We start from the raw sequence: 17,173 nt of genomic DNA on the forward strand, positions 1-17,173 counted from the left end.
CATCAGGAGAGGTAAGAAGGATGACAAGAGCAGGTAAAATTAGCAGTGTAATCGCCGGGATTTTCTTGTTGTTGGTTGTGGTGGCGATCGTCGTGATTGCGACGTTTGACTGGAACCGACTAAAACCAACCATCAACCAAAAAGTCTCGACCGAACTGAACCGCCCCTTTGCCATTCGTGGCGATTTGGGCGTGGTTTGGGAGCGAAACAAAGACGAAAGCGGCTGGCGTAGCTGGGTGCCATGGCCGCACGTTCACGCCGAGGACATTCTTCTTGGCAACCCGCCGGATATCCCCGAAGTCACCATGGTTCATCTGCCGAGGGTGGATGCGACGCTTGCCCCACTCTCGCTCCTCACCAAAACGGTCTACATCCCCTGGATTAAGCTGGTTGAGCCCGACGCCCGAATTATCCGGCTGTCGGAAAAAAATAATAACTGGACCTTTAACCTTGCCAGCTCTGGCGACAACGATCCCCATCAAAAACCGTCCGGCTGGTCCTTCCGGCTGGACAATATTTTGTTTGATAAAGGCCGGATCGCGGTAGACGACAAGGTCACCAGGGCAGAGCTAACGATCCTCGTCGATCCGCTGGGTAAACCGCTGCCGTTCAGTGAAGTGTCAGGCCAAAAGCCGCAGGGGAAGGACGCGGCGAAGGCGGCGGATTACGCGTTCGGGCTGAAAGTGAATGGTCACTACAACGGCCAGCCGGTGGAAGGCAGCGGTAAAATCGGCGGCATGCTGGCGCTGCGCAGTGAAAGCGATAGCGCGTTCCCGGTGCAGGCCGACGTGCGTTCTGGCACGTCTCGCGTGGCCTTTGTGGGGACCGTCAACGACCCAATGAAAATGGGCGGGGTTGACCTCAGGCTTAAATTCTCCGGGGACTCCCTCGGTAACCTTTACGCGCTGACAGGCGTGCTGCTGCCGGATACCCCGCCGTTTGAAACGGACGGCCATCTGCTGGCGAAAATCGATACGGATAAAGGTTCGGTCTTCCGTTACCAGGATTTTAACGGGCGCATTGGCGACAGCGATATTCACGGCTCCCTGACTTACAGCCAGGGCAAACCGCGGCCTAAGCTTGAAGGTGATTTAGTCTCTAAACAGCTGCGGCTGGCCGATTTAGGGCCGTTGATTGGCGTCGACTCAGGGAAGGGCGCAGAGAAGACGAAAAAAGCCAAACAGCAGCGCGGAGAAAGTACGGCGCAGCCCGCCGACAAAGTGCTGCCTTACGATCGCTTTGAGACGGACAAGTGGAACGTGATGGACGCCGATGTGCGCTTTAAGGGGCAGCGTATAGAGCACAGCGGCACGCTGCCGCTCAGCGACCTGAGCACCCACGTGATTCTGAATAACGCTGACCTGCGCCTGCAGCCGCTGAAATTCGGCATGGCGGGAGGGTCCATCAATGCCAATATCCACCTTGAAGGCGACAAAAAACCGATGCAGGGGAAAGCGGATATTCAGGCGCGTCGTCTCCAACTGAAGCAGCTTATGCCAAAGGTGGAGTCGATGCAGAAAACGCTCGGTGAGCTGAACGGTGACGCTAACCTGAGCGGGCGCGGTAACTCCGTGGCTGCACTGCTTGGCACCAGCAACGGCAGCCTGAAGCTGCTGATGAACGACGGGCTTATCAGCCGCAACCTGATGGAAATCGTAGGCCTGAACGTTGGGAACTACATTGTCGGGAAGATTTTTGGCGACGATGAGGTGCGGATAAACTGCGCTGCGGCGAACCTGGATTTGCGTAACGGCATCGCGACGCCGAGGATTTTCGCCTTTGATACCGAAAACGCCCTGATCAACGTGACCGGCAGCACCAACTTTGCCAGCGAACGTCTGGATTTGACCATCGATCCGGAGAGCAAAGGGATTCGTATTATTACCCTGCGTTCACCGCTCTACGTGCGCGGCACGTTCAAAAACCCGGATGCGGGCGTGAAGCCGGGGCCGCTGATCGTTCGTGGTGCGGTGGCCGCAGCGCTTGCGACGCTGGTCACGCCGGCTGCGGCGCTGGTTGCGCTGATCTCAACTTCTGAAGGCAGCGATAATCAATGCCGGACGATTTTGGGGCAGATGAAGAAGTGAGTGAACGTTTCCCCTCACCCCAGCCCTCTCCCCGAAGGGGCGAGGGGGAAATCAGCGTCCCCTTTCCCTTTTAGGGAGAGGGTCAGGGTGAGGGTAGATTTACAGCGACTGGTGGCGGGTTTCTTTACTCAGCAGCAGCGCAATCAGCGTCAGCGCAGACATCGCCGCCAGATACACGCCGACGTAGAACAGGCCGTAGTTAGCCTGCAGCCAGGTCGCGATATACGGTGCGACGGAAGCGCCGAGAATGGACGCGACGTTGTAGGAGAAAGAGGCGCCGGTGTAACGCACTTCCGTCGGGAACATCTCCGGCAGCAGCGCGCCCATTGGGCCAAAGGTCAGCCCCATCAGGCTCAGGCCGATCAGCAGGTAGGCCATCACCAGCGCCTGGCTGCCTGAACCCAGCAGCGGCGGGAAGACGAACAGCGCAAACAGAATCATCAGGCTGGTTATTACAATCATGCTCTTGCGGCGGCCAAAGGCATCCGCCAGGTAGCCCGCAATCGGCACCATCACGCCAAAGCCAATCACCGCCATCATCAGCATCCACAGCACGTCATTGCGTGAGAAGCCGAGGCCTGCCGGGACCGGCGCGGTACTGAAGGTCATGGAGTAGACCGTCATGATGTAGAACAGCGTATAGGTTGCCAGCATGATGAAGGTGCCGAGGATGGTCGCCTTCAGGTGTTTGGTCAGCAGCGTACCCATCGGCACTTTAACCTGCTTCCCGGCTTTAGCAATCTTCGCGAATACTGGCGTTTCATGCAGCGAAACACGGACATAAAGCCCAATAATGACCAGAACCGCCGAAAGAATAAACGGCACGCGCCAGCCCCAGGACATGAACTGCTCGTCGGTCAACAGCCAGGAGAGCAGCAGGAAGGTGCCGTTGGCGAAGAAGAAGCCGATAGGCGCACCCAGCTGCGGGAACGAACCATACAGCGCGCGCTTGCGCGGCGGGGCGTTTTCCGTAGCCAATAGCGCCGCGCCGCCCCATTCACCGCCCAGGCCAAGACCCTGCCCAAAACGGGCCAGCGCCAGCAGCATCGGGGCAAAAATACCGATGGAGGCATAACCCGGCAGCAGGCCGATGACGACGGTTGAAATCCCCATCGTTAGCAGAGAAGCAACCAGCGTCACTTTGCGGCCAACGCGGTCGCCGAAGTGGCCAAACAGCGCCGAGCCAATCGGGCGGGCGACAAAAGCGATAGCGAAAGTGGCGAGAGACTGTAGCGTGGCGGCCGTCGGGTCACCCTGCGGGAAGAAGATGTGCGGGAAAACGATTACCGCCGCGGTGGCATAGATATAGAAGTCGAAGAACTCGATGGCCGTGCCGACCAGCGAAGCGACAACGACTTTTCCGCGTGAGTTTACGGGCGTGGCGTCAGCCCCGGTATCGAGAGTTGTGGCAACGGATGCTTGCATAGTTTTTTCTTATTTATGGCGAACGAAAGTCCATTTACGCATAGCAAAAGAAGCATTTCAACGCGCCACGGCGGGCGGCTCAGCTCAAAAAACAGGCATTAAGTGAATAATTTTTAAGCCTGCGCGTAAGCTTCCATGAAATGCTTCACAAAATTTTCAAAATAGAGAATAAAACTGGTTTCAGGTTAAATAAAAGTTACCAGTTAGATTTATCTGCTAAGTTGGCCGGGTTGTCCCAGCGAGCGCAAAAACTTGCTGTCTCTCCGGACTGAAATTCCGGCAGGTGCGCCATTAATTTCTCCAGCGGCCAGTCCCACCAGGCAATGCGCTGCAGGCTTTCGGTGATTCCCTGCGGGAAGCGGCTGCGAATGGGTTTGGCTGGAACGCCACCGACGATGGTGTACGGCGGCACGTCTTTGCTGACCACCGCCCCGGCGGCAAGCACTGCGCCGTCGCCAACCGTTACGCCGGGCAGCACAATCACTCCGTGGCCAATCCACACGTCGTTACCAATCACCACCCGATCCTCACGGCGATGGGCAAAGAATGAAGTATCGCGGCCAACGCCGGGCGCGTAATACTCCGGGCAGTAGGTAAAGCGGTGCTGTGACGGGCGATCCATCGGGTGATTGGGCGCGCCAAGGCGGACGTGGTTGGCTATAGCGGTGAATTTACCGATAACGCTATCCGCCACGCAGCAGTGTTCGCCGAGGTAGGAGAAGTCACCGAGGATGCTGTATTCCAGCACGCTGTTGGCGAGTATTTCGCACTGTTCGCCGAGGGTGGTTTCACGCAGGCGAACGCTGGGGTCAACAAAGGTTTTCTGGAGTTTGGGTGCGGCGGCGGTTGTCATGGCATGTTCTCTGGTCGGAGGTTTAGACAAGTGGGCCTGCTAACCCGAAGGTCGGCAGGCCACCTATCCTGACCGGAAAACATGACAGGATTATTTATGCGTTTTGCCGGGCATTCTCGGGTCGTCTTTGTATTCTGCGGTGGCAATCCAGGCCGCGCAGAACAGCGTGAGGCGAGCGAAGAAGTAGAAGAAAGCCATCAGCCCCAGCACCGAACCAAAAGCGGCGCCGGAAGGCGAGCTGACCAGTTTTGGCAGGCTGTAGGTCATGATGATTTTGATCACCTCAAAACCGATAGCCGCAATCATTGTGCCGCGAATAAGCGCCTTGCGACGCGGGCGGTGACGCGGCAGTCGCCAGAAGATCCAGAAGAACAGCAGGTAGTTAGCAAAAATCGAAATCGCCAGGCCGACAAAGTGCCAGGCCGGTTTTAGCCACTCGATGTCGCCCAGGTGGAGGAGGCCTATCAGCAGCGTCTGGGCCGAACCGGAAATCGAGGTAATCGACAGGGTGACGATCAGCGCAATCAGCAGGCCAATCAATGAAATAAAGTCACGCAGGTATTTAATCCAGAATTTTTCCTGATCCTGCGGGCTGCGTTCCCATTTATCCCGCGACTGGGCGCGCACCGCTTCACGCAGGTTGCCCATCCAGTTAATGCCGGAGTAGAGGGCAATGAGCAGCCCGACCAGGCCAACGGTGGTGCGCTGCTGAACCGCAGTGTTGATGGTGTTTTTAAGCGTGGCGGCAAGCGTTGGGTCGCTGACGTTCTCAAGGATTTTGGCAAAAATGTCTTCGAGCAGCGTGGGGTGCGAGGCAAGCACGTAGCCGCCCGCCGCGAAGGCCACCATCATGATGGGGATCAGCGACAGAAACGAGAAGTAGGTAATGGCGGCACCAAACTGGTTTCCCAGACGGTCATTAAAGCGTTCGGCCGCACGCAGCAGGTGAGCAATCATCGGCTGCCTGACCGTTTTGTTGACCGCGGATATGGTGCTGTTCACCGCGGCGTTGCTGGTTTTAAGCTTCACCAGCGGTTCGTTCTCTGCGGGGTCGCTTTGAGCTTCATCCTGCTGAGTCTCGATAGGTATAACAGGCTCGTATTCGAGCTCGTTGGTTGGGCGTTTTTCACGGTTATCCGGCGTCGTCATCGGGTCAATTTTCCTTTTGCAGTGGCAGGATCTTAAGGAAATTATAGCCATAACGCTAATCTACATAGGCTTTGAGTACGCCGGTTAGCCATTCCATAAACAAATGTACCCGCCGGGAGAGGTTGCGGCGATGCGGATAAAGCAGCGAAATCGGCATCGGTTCGGCGCGGTACTGCGGCAAAATCTCCACGAGGCTGCCTTCTTTTAGCTGGGCTTTCACGCCCACGCGTGGGACCTGGATAATACCCAGCCCGGCAGCGCAGGCCGCCTGGTAAGTTTCCGTGCTGTTGACGGTAATCAGGCCGCCGGTTTTCACCCACTGCGTTGTTTTATCCAGCCAGACTTCAAAGCCCTGCGGGCGAGTGCCGAGGTTTTGGGCGTAATGCACCAGCGCGTGTGAAGCCAGATCGTCCAGGTTTTCAGGGTAGCCAAAGCGGCTGAGGTAGTCCGGGCTGGCGCAGTTGATCATGGTAAATTTTCCCAGCGGTCTGGCCACCAGACCCGAGTCTTTGAGGTGGCCCACGCGTACCACGCAGTCAAACCCTTCCCGGACAACATCTACCATTCTGTCGCTGCTGCTAAGCTCCAGCTCTATGCCCGGATACTGCTGCAGAAATCCCGGCAGTTTAGGAATAATCAGGCCGCGCGCCAGCGTGACGGGCATATCGACCCTGATTCGCCCGCTGACGCTGGCAGGATCGTGCTGGAACAGGCCATCCAGCTCGTCGAGATTGGTTAGCAGGTCCCGGCAGCGTTCGTAATAAACCATGCCGTCCTGGGTGAGCTGAACCCGGCGCGTGGTACGGTGCAGCAGGCGTGTTCCGAGCGAGGTTTCCAGCGCCTGAACCTGGCGCGAAACGCTGCCCTTCGGCAGCCCAAGGGTGTCTGCGGCGCGGGTAAAACTCTCCAGCTCGGCGACTCTCACGAAAAGCTGCATTGCATGTATTTTATCCATCTTATCACCGCATTGTTGTTTGAATTGAAACAGTGAGGCGCATCTGGCCGTATTTATTGATTTTGTATCAGCTAATAAGCTGTACCTCAATGACCAGTCAGCCAAATAAGAGGTTTATCATGAATCAACGTATCGCTTTAGTGACCGGCGGCAGCCGTGGATTAGGTAAAAACGCAGCGCTGAAGCTGGCTGCAAGAGGAATCGGTATTCTTCTGACTTACAACAGTAAGCAGCAGGAAGCCGAAGATGTTGTGCGTGAAATTGAGCAAAAAGGCGTAAAAGCCGCAGCAATACAGCTGAATGTCGGCGATTCCTCTACCTTTGCGGAGTTCGTTGAGCAGGTGATAGAGACGCTGAATAACGTCTGGCAGCGAGATACGTTTGATTATTTATTGAACAATGCGGGGATCGGTCTTGAAGCGTCGTTTGCCGAGACCAGCGAAGCGCAGTTCGATGAAATAATGAACATCCATTTGAAAGGGCCTTTTTTCCTGACCCAGCGCCTTCTGCCGCTGATTAAAGACGGCGGGCGCATTCTGAATGTGTCCACCGGCCTGACCCGTTTCTCGCTGCCGGGTAAAGCCGCCTACGCCACGATGAAAGGGGCGATGGAAGTGCTGACTAAGTATCAGGCCAAAGAGCTGGGCTCACGCGGGATTGCGGTGAATATCATCGCGCCGGGCGCTATTGCCACCGATTTTAGCGGCGGTATCGTGCGGGATAACGAGCATGTGTCGAAAGCTATCGCCGCACAAACCGCGCTGGGGCGAGTAGGGCAGCCGGATGATATCGGCGATGCGATTGCGGCGATCCTCAGCGATGAGACCGGCTGGATGAACGCGCAGCGGATTGAAGTGTCCGGCGGGATGTTCCTTTAGTTTTTTGACCGTTCCCGGCAGGTGACCCTCACCCTAACCCTCTCCCTAAAAGGGAGAGGGGACAGACAGAAGCCAGTTTTCGGGGGAGTTTCTCCCTCGCCCCCTTTGGGGAGAGGGCCGGGGTGAGGGGCAATCCCTACGCCGTAATCACCCAACCGCGTGCTTTCCACAAGCCCGGTAACTCGGCCAAATCGGTAAACGTCGTCACTTTTGGATGATCGATCGGTTTGTTATGCGGATCGGCACAGAAATAAAACACCTCCATTCCCGCCGCAATGCCCGATTGCGCACCCGCCATAGAATCATCCACCAGAATGCAGTGCTCCACCCCCACCTTCATCTGTTCTGCCGCGTGGAACATCAGAGCCGGGTCTGGCTTCCAGCGCTGAATGTCGTAGCCGCTGTACAGCGTCTCCGGGAAGTAGCCGAGCATCCCGGTTTTGCCGAGAGAATGCTGCATCTTGCTGACCGGGCCGTTGGACACCACGCACATCGGCTTTTTGATTTGCGCCAGCAGGGTGTTCGCCCCGGCGATTTCCTGAAGCTCGCTGTCGAACAGACGGGCGACTTCGGCTCGGTAAATCGCCTCAAGTTCTGGCTTCGGCAGGCTGGTGCCGTACTCGGCGTTGATTGTGTCGATAATTTCGTAGAGTTTGACGCCTTTAAAGGTCTTGAAGACATCTTCGAGCGCAAGCTGAATGCCGTATTGCGCAAACATATGCACGTAGGCTTTGGAGCAGATGACCTCGCTGTCGACCAGCGTTCCATCGCAGTCAAAAAACACCGCTTCTATCCGGGACATGCCATTTCCTTTCTCTCTGGTTTAACGTTTACTCTATGCTTTTTGCGCAACGCAATCGATCCCGTGGCGGTAATTTCAGCGAAAAAAGTGGATGATTTCCGTTATCCCCTGCCATTTTTGGTATAGGATAGCGGCGTATTTTTTCCTCTTTTAGTTCGGAAACCGATAATGAGCCAACCACAGTCCACTCCGGAAACAACCCCGGGGCTGCTCGAACGCGCGTTCAAATTACGCGAACACGGTACTAACGCCCGCACCGAGGTGATCGCCGGGTTCACTACCTTCCTGACGATGGTGTATATCGTTTTTGTTAACCCACAGATCCTCGGCGCGGCCGGCATGGATACTCAGGCGGTATTCGTCACCACCTGCCTGATTGCGGCCTTTGGCAGCATCCTGATGGGCATTTTCGCCAACCTGCCCGTTGCGCTGGCACCGGCAATGGGCCTGAACGCTTTCTTCGCGTTCGTGGTGGTCGGTGCGATGGGAATTTCCTGGCAAGTCGGGATGGGCGCGATTTTCTGGGGCGCCGTTGGCCTGCTGTTGCTGACCATCTTCCGCGTTCGCTACTGGATGATTGCGAATATTCCGCTTGGCCTGCGCGTAGGCATCACCAGCGGTATCGGCCTGTTTATCGGCATGATGGGGCTGAAAAACGCCGGGATCATCGTGGCCAATAAAGAGACGCTGGTCAGCATCGGGAACCTGACTTCCCACAGCGTGCTGCTTGGCGCGCTGGGCTTCTTTATCATCGCGATTCTTGCTTCCCGTAACATCCACGCGGCCGTGCTGGTCTCCATCGTGGTGACCACGCTGCTGGGCTGGCTGCTGGGCGACGTGCAGTATCATGGCATCGTTTCTGCGCCACCCAGCGTGAGCAGCGTTGTGGGGCAGGTTGATCTGGCTGGCTCCCTGAATCTGGGCCTGGCGGGCGTTATCTTCTCCTTCATGCTGGTCAACCTGTTTGACTCCTCCGGCACCCTGATTGGCGTGACGGATAAAGCTGGGCTAACCGATGCGAAGGGCAAATTCCCGCGCATGAAGCAGGCGCTGTTCGTGGACAGTATCTCATCCGTGACCGGCTCTTTCTTTGGCACCTCTTCGGTTACCGCCTACATCGAAAGCTCTTCCGGCGTTTCCGTCGGTGGCCGCACCGGGCTGACCGCTATCGTGGTTGGCCTGCTGTTCCTGCTGGTTATCTTCCTGTCACCGCTGGCGGGCATGGTGCCGGCATACGCGGCCGCTGGTGCGCTGATTTATGTTGGCGTCCTGATGACCTCAAGCCTGGCCCGTGTGAAGTGGGATGACCTGACCGAAGCCGTTCCGGCGTTTGTTACCGCCGTGATGATGCCGTTCAGCTTCTCGATTACCGAAGGTATCGCTCTCGGCTTTATTTCCTACTGCGTCATGAAGCTGGGTACCGGCCGCTGGCGCGAGCTGAGTCCGTGCGTCGTCATCGTTGCGCTGCTGTTTGTGCTGAAAATCGTGTTTGTTGATTAAAGCGACAGCAGAAATAAAAACGCCAGTCATGCGACTGGCGTTTTTTTTGGCCCGGAATCAGGCTTTCACGCGCTTGATATAATCGCCAAAGGCGGTGAGCTGCCCGGTCAGATGGTCAAGCGTGCTTTGATCGACCACTTCGCCGCTCTGTGGGTCAACTTTGTTCTGGATAACGCCGCCCATAAACTCCGGCTTGTTCATCACCATCGCGTCGAGGAAGACGAGGATTTGGCGCAGGTGATACTGGCAGCGTGCGCCGCCGATGGCGCCCATGGAGCTGGTTTGAATCAGCACAGGCTTGCCGGCCAGCGGCTGCTCAGGCAGGCGGGAGAGCCAGTCAATGGCGTTTTTCAGGCCGCCCGGCACCGAATAGTTGTATTCCGGCGTGACAATCACCACGCCGTCCGCCTGGCGAATCTGCCCGGCAATGGCTTCTACGCTCTGAGGGAAACCTTCTTCCTGCTGAATGTCGGCATCGTACAGCGGAATGTCACCGATGGAAGGCAGGGCATCTATCTGCATACCTGCCGGGGCAATGTTCGGCAGCGTGCGGGCGACCATTGCGTTAAATGAACCCTTACGCAGGCTCCCCAGTAAAGTCACTATCTGCAACGAATCAGACATTGGTACTCCTTTATGCGTCAGGACGTTCGGGAAAATGTGTTATGCGGCGTAGCTGCCTCTGATGATATACCCGTCAGGCGAATGATGCGCGCCTGAGCGCTGCGGCTGCGTGCTTCTGCGTCCGGCAGGGCGTTCCAGCCCTGCTGCCCGTCAAACTCCCACAGCTTCAGACGTTCAACGCCCGGTGCTACGGCACAGCCCCAGATAAGGATATCTTCCGCGTCGCTGATAGCCTCAATATGCGGCTCGTTTGTGACGCGCAGACGACCAGAGCCCGGCAATAATTGTAGCGTGTTCAGGCTGGTCTGGGGGTTGTCGGTAAGCTTCAGGACGCTACGGCGCAGGGTATGCAGCTGGGTGCGGGCTTCGTTGGGATCGTTTTGATTGTTGATCCAGGTGATTTCGCTACTGCTTGACTGAGATGGTGGCACCACAGGGGACGGAGCCTGAAAGCTGCGGCGAAGCTCCATGTCCAGACCGCAGCGTCCTTCGGTGGCCAGCAGCACGCCCACCATGTTACCGGCATAGGCGAGGCTGAAATCCGGCAGCTCGGCGTCGGCAAAGCGCGGGCGTCCGGCGGTGGAGGTGATAATTTGCGGCAGGCGTTGGGTGCCGTACAGCATAAACATCATCTCGGCGACCAGCGTCCGTGACGCGAGATAGCGCGTGCGGCGGTGTTCCGGCATCAGGCTGGCTGCGTTAAGGGTATCGTCGCTCAGTCGGGGTGAAGTGAGGTTGGGAGGGTTCAGAGCCCATCTTGCAAAATGCGTCGCCATTTGTCGCTCCTTGATAATGGTCAGTCGATGTCATGCCGTTTCGGGTGGCTGAAACAGCGCTCCGCTTTCGATCCTGAACGTCGTCAGGCATCGAATAGTAATCTCAGGTTCAGGGCGTTGTCATTGACGCTCTTCAATAGAGTGACCTATTTTTTGAGCAATATATTATATATTCAATCCTGGGAGAATTCTTAGTGGTTTGCGTCAGTGAAACACTTAAAAACATTGCTCAAAAGACAGGCTATTGAAATGATGAAGTATTTTGAAATTGAGGAAAACGCCCCGCATTCTGAAGTGTGACGCGGGGCGGCCGAGAAGTGTTATTTCCCGATACAGAAGCTCGAGAAGATGCGCCCTAACAGATCGTCAGAGCTGAATTCACCGGTAATTTCACTTAAGTTCTGCTGGGCCAGGCGCAGCTCTTCAGCCAGCAGTTCACCGGCCCAGGCACCCAGCAGCTGGGCTTTACCCTGCTGCAGGTGTTCAGCGGCTTGCTCCAGCGCCTGCAGATGACGGCGACGGGCGAGGAAGCCACCTTCCATGTTGGTTTCAAAGCCCATGCTCTCTTTCAGATGCGCGCGCAGCACGTCCACACCTTCCCCGGTACGGGCGGAAAGCCGAACAAGTGAGTGACCATTTACTTCGCTCAGGCCAAGCGTCTCGCCGGTCACGTCAGCTTTATTGCGCACCACGGTAATCGGCAAACGCTCCGGCAGACGAGCGATAAAATCTGGCCAGATGGCGGCCGGGTCAACGGCGTCGGTGGTGGTGCCGTCGACCATAAACAGCACGCGATCCGCCTGCTCAATCTCTTGCCAGGCACGTTCAATCCCGATGCGTTCGACTTCGTCGCTGGCTTCGCGCAGGCCTGCGGTATCGATGATATGCAGCGGCATGCCGTCGATATGGATATGCTCGCGCAGCACGTCACGCGTGGTGCCGGCTATGTCGGTAACGATAGCGGCCTCGCGCCCGGCCAGCGCGTTCAGCAGGCTGGATTTGCCGGCGTTAGGACGCCCGGCGATAACCACCTTCATGCCTTCGCGCAGCAGGCTGCCCTGACGAGCTTCGGCGCGCACCGCATCGAGGTCGCCAATGACCCGATGCAGCTGGGCTTCGATTTTACCGTCAGAGAGGAAGTCGATCTCTTCGTCCGGGAAGTCGATAGCCGCTTCCACGTAGATGCGCAGGTGAGTCAGCGCTTCCACCAGATGGTTAATACGCGAAGAGAAAGCGCCCTGAAGCGAGTTGAGCGCCGAGCGAGCGGCCTGTTCGGAGCTGGCGTCGATCAGGTCGGCAATGGCTTCTGCCTGCGCCAGGTCGAGCTTATCGTTCAGAAACGCGCGTTCAGAAAACTCACCGGGCCTGGCGATACGCAGGCCAGGCAGCGTCAGGATGCGTTTTAACAGCAGGTCGAGGATAACCGGGCCGCCGTGCCCCTGCAGCTCAAGCACGTCCTCGCCGGTGAAGGAATTCGGGCCAGGGAACCACAGCGCAATACCCTGATCCAGCGCGCTGCCGTCGGCATCACGGAAAGGAAGGTAGTCCGCGTAGCGCGGTTTCGGCAGTTTGCCGAGGACAGCTTCTGCGACCTCACGCGCCTGGCGGCCGGAAATACGCAGAATCCCTACGCCACCGCGCCCCGGCGGAGTAGCCTGGGCAATAATCGTGTCATGATTGCTCATCGTTTATCTCAGACCTTGAATCAAAAAGAAAAAGGCGGTCAATAGACCGCCTTTCGTAAGCTGTAAGCTAAATCTTATCAGGTCTTTTTCTTGTCGCGGCTATGCAGGCCACGCTTTTCCAGACCGCGATAAATCAGCTGCTGCTGAAGGATGGTCACCAGGTTGCTGACGATATAGTACAGCACCAGACCTGACGGGAACCACAGGAAGAACACGGTGAAGATGACCGGCATAAAGGTCATTATCTTCTGCTGCATCGGGTCGGTTACGGTGGTCGGCGACATCTTCTGGATGAAGAACATCGTGGCGCCCATCAGAATCGGCAGGATGTAGTACGGGTCCTGTGCAGACAGGTCATGGATCCACAGTGCGAACGGCGCATGGCGCAGCTCAACGGAGCCCATCAGCATGTAGTACAGCGCCAGGAAGATTGGCATCTGGATGATCAGCGGGAAGCAGCCGCCCAGCGGGTTAACCTTCTCAGCTTTGTACAGCGCCATCATTTCCTGGCTCATACGCTGCTTGTCGTCACCGATACGCTCACGCATGGCCGCCAGTTTTGGCTGCAGCATACGCATTTTGGCCATCGAGGTGTACTGCGCTTTGGTCAGCGGGTACATGATGCCACGAACGATAAAGGTGATAACGATAATGGAGAAGCCCCAGTTACCGATGAAGCTGTGGATAAATTTCAGCAGCTTAAACAGCGGCTGAGAGATGAACCACAGCCAGCCGTAATCCACGGTCAGGTCAAGGTGTGGCGCAACGGCCGCCATTTTGTCCTGAATCTCCGGACCTACCCACAGGGTGCTGCCCATCTGAGCCGTCTGGCCAGGCTGAACGATCTGCGAGGCAGACTTATAGCCAATTGCCGCCACGTCGTTGTTCAGCTTGGTGGTATAGAAGTTGTTCGCGCCCTGAGTGTGTGGCACCCATGCGGTAGCAAAGTACTGCTGCAGCATTGCCACCCAGCCGCTGTTGGCGCTGAGGTTCAGGTTCTCGCCGTCGGCAATCTTGTCGAACTTGTATTTTTCGTACTTCGCATCCGGCGTGGAGTAGGCCGCACCACGGAAGGTGTGCAGCGCAAAGTTGCTGCTGCCGGTATCACGATGAGTAGGCAGGTTGATGGACTGCTTCAGCTGACCAAAGGTCGCCAGCTCCAGCGGCTTCTCGCCCACGTTCTTCACGTTGTAGTCGACACCCACGGAGAACTCACCGCGTTTCAGGGTGAAGGTCTTGGTGAAGGTGTTGCCTGCCGCGTCGGTAAACGTCAGCGGAACAACCAGCTCGTTCTGGCCTTCAGCCAGCGCGAAGGTATCGGCGGTGACGTTATACAGAGGACGCTCACCGTTCGCCGGGTTATCCGGGCCATCACGACCGGTCAGGCCGCTCTGCGCCTGGTAGATAAATTCAGGCGTGGTTTCCAGCAGCTGGAAAGGCTCTGCGGATTTCAACTCTTTCGGGTAGGTTGGCAACAGCGCTTGTTCTACATCACCACCGCGGGTGTTGATGGTCAGTTCAAGAACGTCAGTTTTAACCGTAATGAGTTTTCCCTGGCCACTGGCCGGCACACCCTGGTTAGCGGCGTTACCCTGGCTGTTCGTGGTCTGCGTGGTCTGCTGCACCTGAGGTTGAGGAGCGTGGTCCTGCTCCCAGGCTTGCCAGATCATGAAAGACACGAACAACAAAGCGATGAGAAAAAGATTGCGTTGCGAATCCATCGTTAGTGTTCTCTGGTATCAAAAGGTCCGGGCGGAACGGGATCGTCTCCACCGGGGTTCAAAGGGTGGCATTTTAGTACGCGTTTCATCGTTAACCAACTGCCTTTTAACACTCCAAACCTGCGTAAGGCCTCAATTCCGTAGTGAGAACAGGTTGGGGTGAAACGACAATGCGGCCCGAGAAGCGGACTAATCAGGCGTTGATAGACCCTGATGAGGGCTATCAGGACCCGTGAGCCTGGCGACAATGGCGGCGCCATAACTTTTCCAATGCTTCCGATAAAGCCCGGTTATCCAGGTCGGCAACCCCTTTTTTCGCTACTACCACGAAATCCATTGGTGGCAGTTCGTGTTGACGCAGACGGAAGCTTTCACGCGTCAGACGTTTAATCCGATTGCGTTCATGGGCGCGTTTAACGTTTTTCTTAGCGACGGTGAGACCGATGCGGGGATGCCCCAGCGTATTCAGGCGGCCGAGGATGGTGATTTGCGGCGTGCCAGCCCGTTGAGGCTGCTGGAAGACGAATGTGAAATGATGGGGAGTTAACAAACGTAACTCCCTGGGAAAAGCTAGCTTAACCACGCAGGGGTTAGCTTTTATTACTTAGAAACGGTCAGACGGGAGCGGCCTTTAGCACGACGACGTGCCAGAACCTGACGACCATTTTTAGTAGCCATACGAGCACGGAAGCCGTGAGAACGGTTGCGCTTCAGTACGGACGGTTGAAAAGTGCGTTTCATGGCGATTTCTACCTAAACTATTAAATTTCACTGGATTTGCGTAATGCCCTACAGGGTCTGCGAACGACTTACGCTTCAGTGTGGCTGATTAAAGAGGCCGGATTGTAATAATTGTACACTCCGGAGTCAATTCAATTCCCTTACTGCTGCGCCCTTTTTGACCCCGAAAAGAGGCCCGGATCTCCGCTGAAGTACAGCGGCATTACGCGACGGGTGGGGAATTATACGGGCTTGCGGCGAAAGCGCAAGGATCCGCACGGATCTTCATCAGATCCCTTTAGCGATATTTGTGCGCTAGTCATTAAATTTTCCAATATGAGACGGTTATACACTGCACGTGTGCCAGGATCGATTACACTTAACCCGCTCAAAACTTCCCTGTGGATAATTCGTGAAGAATCTGTGAGAAACAGAAGATCTCTGCCGCGCTTTAGGCTATGATCCGCGGTCCCGATCGTGATCCAGCCTTCACCGGGGAAACCGCAAATAGCGGTTCGCGCGCCTCCCACAGCCTGAGAGCGCGTGTCAACAATCATGAATGTATAACTTTCAGTCTTCGTCTTTTTATCGACTTTGTTCGAGTGGAGTCCGCCGTGTCACTTTCGCTTTGGCAGCAGTGTCTTGCCCGATTGCAGGATGAGTTACCAGCCACAGAATTCAGTATGTGGATACGCCCCCTACAGGCGGAACTGAGCGATAACACGCTGGCTTTGTACGCGCCTAATCGTTTTGTGCTCGACTGGGTGCGTGATAAGTACCTTAATAATATCAATGGACTGCTCAATGATTTCTGCGGCACCGACGCGCCTTTGCTGCGCTTCGAAGTCGGCAGTAAGCCCGTGACTCAGCCCGTTGCCGAACTGGCAACTACTGCGGCGCCAGCTCAGGTTGCGCGCGCTGCGGCGCCGATGCGCCCAAGCTGGGATAACATGCCTGCGCCCGCTGAGCCGTCCTACCGTTCTAACGTTAACCTGAAACACACCTTTGATAACTTCGTTGAAGGTAAATCGAACCAGCTGGCCCGCGCAGCGGCACGTCAGGTGGCCGATAACCCAGGCGGCGCTTATAATCCACTCTTCCTTTATGGCGGCACCGGTTTAGGTAAAACGCACCTTTTACATGCTGTGGGTAACGGCATCATGGCGCGCAAGCCGAATGCCAAAGTGGTGTACATGCACTCTGAGCGTTTTGTTCAGGACATGGTTAAAGCGTTGCAGAACAACGCCATCGAAGAGTTCAAACGCTACTACCGCTCGGTGGATGCGCTGCTTATCGATGACATTCAGTTTTTTGCCAATAAAGAACGTTCTCAGGAAGAGTTTTTCCACACCTTTAATGCCCTGCTGGAAGGCAATCAACAGATCATTCTGACGTCGGATCGCTATCCAAAAGAGATCAACGGCGTTGAGGATCGTTTGAAATCCCGTTTCGGCTGGGGGCTGACGGTGGCGATCGAACCACCTGAACTTGAAACGCGTGTGGCGATCCTGATGAAAAAGGCCGACGAGAACGATATCCGTCTGCCGGGCGAAGTGGCCTTCTTTATTGCCAAGCGACTGCGCTCTAACGTCCGCGAGCTGGAAGGGGCGCTGAACCGCGTAATCGCCAACGCCAACTTTACCGGCCGGGCAATTACCATCGACTTCGTTCGTGAAGCGCTGCGCGATCTGCTGGCGCTTCAGGAGAAGCTGGTCACCATCGATAATATTCAGAAAACGGTGGCCGAGTATTATAAAATTAAGGTCGCTGATCTGCTGTCCAAGCGTCGCTCTCGTTCCGTTGCCCGTCCGCGCCAGATGGCGATGGCGCTGGCAAAAGAGCTGACCAACCATAGCCTGCCGGAAATTGGCGATGCTTTTGGTGGACGCGACCACACCACGGTTTTGCATGCCTGCCGTAAGATTGAGCAGTTGCGTGAAGAAAGCCACGATATCAAAGAAGATTTCTCCAATTTAATCAGAACATTATCTTCGTGAC

The 17,173-nt window shown here is 56.2% G+C and carries 16 protein-coding genes; 4 read left to right on the forward strand and 12 right to left on the reverse strand.

All coding sequences use genetic code 11. The features are described 5' to 3' along the window. Nucleotides 1–20: 20 nt before the first annotated feature. Nucleotides 21–2,087, forward strand: coding sequence for an AsmA family protein (locus JT31_RS12685; protein WP_038477547.1), 2,067 nt, complete (start codon nucleotides 21–23; stop codon nucleotides 2,085–2,087). A gap of 99 nt (nucleotides 2,088–2,186) precedes the next feature. Here JT31_RS12685 and JT31_RS12690 read toward each other — a convergent pair whose 3' ends face one another. The 4 genes from JT31_RS12690 to JT31_RS12705 form a co-directional block, all read right to left on the reverse strand. Continuing rightward, the gene (locus JT31_RS12690; protein WP_038477550.1) at nucleotides 2,187–3,512 is read right to left on the reverse strand and encodes an MFS transporter; all 1,326 of its coding nucleotides are present in this window, start codon (nucleotides 3,510–3,512) and stop codon (nucleotides 2,187–2,189) included. Between the two features lie 196 nt (nucleotides 3,513–3,708). Next, nucleotides 3,709–4,365, reverse strand: coding sequence for a DapH/DapD/GlmU-related protein (locus JT31_RS12695; RefSeq protein ID WP_038477553.1), 657 nt, complete (start codon nucleotides 4,363–4,365; stop codon nucleotides 3,709–3,711). Nucleotides 4,366–4,455: 90 nt separating this feature from the next. Continuing rightward, nucleotides 4,456–5,514, reverse strand: coding sequence for an inner membrane protein YhjD (gene yhjD, locus JT31_RS12700; RefSeq protein WP_038477556.1), 1,059 nt, complete (start codon nucleotides 5,512–5,514; stop codon nucleotides 4,456–4,458). A 55-nt stretch (nucleotides 5,515–5,569) separates the two neighbouring features. Next, nucleotides 5,570–6,469 (reverse strand): LysR family transcriptional regulator, encoded by a 900-nt coding sequence (locus JT31_RS12705; RefSeq protein WP_038477559.1) that lies wholly within the window; start codon nucleotides 6,467–6,469, stop codon nucleotides 5,570–5,572. 119 nt (nucleotides 6,470–6,588) lie between these two features. Between JT31_RS12705 and JT31_RS12710 the strand changes: the two genes are divergently transcribed. After that, nucleotides 6,589–7,347: an SDR family NAD(P)-dependent oxidoreductase gene (locus JT31_RS12710; RefSeq protein ID WP_038477562.1), complete on the forward strand. Its 759-nt coding sequence runs from the start codon at nucleotides 6,589–6,591 to the stop codon at nucleotides 7,345–7,347. 136 nt (nucleotides 7,348–7,483) lie between these two features. Here the strand turns inward: JT31_RS12710 and yieH are convergent, their stop codons facing one another. Continuing rightward, on the reverse strand, nucleotides 7,484–8,149 hold the full coding sequence (yieH, locus tag JT31_RS12715; protein ID WP_038477565.1) for a 6-phosphogluconate phosphatase: 666 nt from the start codon (nucleotides 8,147–8,149) through the stop codon (nucleotides 7,484–7,486). 168 nt (nucleotides 8,150–8,317) lie between these two features. Here yieH and JT31_RS12720 point away from each other — a divergent pair, with 168 nt between their 5' ends. Next, complete coding sequence (locus JT31_RS12720; protein ID WP_038477568.1) at nucleotides 8,318–9,649, forward strand: NCS2 family permease; 1,332 nt, start codon at nucleotides 8,318–8,320, stop codon at nucleotides 9,647–9,649. 57 nt (nucleotides 9,650–9,706) lie between these two features. Here JT31_RS12720 and JT31_RS12725 read toward each other — a convergent pair whose 3' ends face one another. From JT31_RS12725 to rpmH, 7 genes are all read right to left on the reverse strand, one after another. Further along, nucleotides 9,707–10,273 (reverse strand): NADPH-dependent FMN reductase, encoded by a 567-nt coding sequence (locus JT31_RS12725; protein WP_038477570.1) that lies wholly within the window; start codon nucleotides 10,271–10,273, stop codon nucleotides 9,707–9,709. 17 nt (nucleotides 10,274–10,290) lie between these two features. Then, nucleotides 10,291–11,049 (reverse strand): 4'-phosphopantetheinyl transferase family protein, encoded by a 759-nt coding sequence (locus tag JT31_RS12730; protein ID WP_038477572.1) that lies wholly within the window; start codon nucleotides 11,047–11,049, stop codon nucleotides 10,291–10,293. A gap of 320 nt (nucleotides 11,050–11,369) precedes the next feature. Continuing rightward, complete coding sequence (mnmE, locus tag JT31_RS12735) at nucleotides 11,370–12,734, reverse strand: tRNA uridine-5-carboxymethylaminomethyl(34) synthesis GTPase MnmE (protein ID WP_038477574.1); 1,365 nt, start codon at nucleotides 12,732–12,734, stop codon at nucleotides 11,370–11,372. Nucleotides 12,735–12,811: 77 nt separating this feature from the next. Next, nucleotides 12,812–14,455, reverse strand: coding sequence for a membrane protein insertase YidC (gene yidC / locus JT31_RS12740; protein WP_038477577.1), 1,644 nt, complete (start codon nucleotides 14,453–14,455; stop codon nucleotides 12,812–12,814). Nucleotides 14,456–14,457: 2 nt separating this feature from the next. After that, nucleotides 14,458–14,715: a membrane protein insertion efficiency factor YidD gene (gene yidD / locus JT31_RS23120; RefSeq protein ID WP_071530513.1), complete on the reverse strand. Its 258-nt coding sequence runs from the start codon at nucleotides 14,713–14,715 to the stop codon at nucleotides 14,458–14,460. Further along, nucleotides 14,679–15,038 carry a ribonuclease P protein component gene (rnpA, locus tag JT31_RS23125; RefSeq protein ID WP_071842958.1) on the reverse strand — a complete coding sequence of 120 codons (360 nt, stop codon included), beginning with the start codon at nucleotides 15,036–15,038 and terminating at the stop codon, nucleotides 14,679–14,681. Before rnpA ends, yidD begins: the two co-directional genes overlap by 37 nt. A 17-nt stretch (nucleotides 15,039–15,055) precedes the next feature. Further along, complete coding sequence (rpmH, locus tag JT31_RS23130; protein WP_003849659.1) at nucleotides 15,056–15,196, reverse strand: 50S ribosomal protein L34; 141 nt, start codon at nucleotides 15,194–15,196, stop codon at nucleotides 15,056–15,058. A gap of 593 nt (nucleotides 15,197–15,789) precedes the next feature. Between rpmH and dnaA the strand changes: the two genes are divergently transcribed. Continuing rightward, on the forward strand, nucleotides 15,790–17,172 hold the full coding sequence (gene dnaA / locus JT31_RS12750) for a chromosomal replication initiator protein DnaA (protein WP_038483077.1): 1,383 nt from the start codon (nucleotides 15,790–15,792) through the stop codon (nucleotides 17,170–17,172). Nucleotide 17,173 lies beyond the last annotated feature (1 nt).

The sequence above is a fragment of the Cedecea neteri genome (assembly GCF_000757825.1).
Classification (GTDB): domain Bacteria; phylum Pseudomonadota; class Gammaproteobacteria; order Enterobacterales; family Enterobacteriaceae; genus Cedecea; species Cedecea selenatireducens.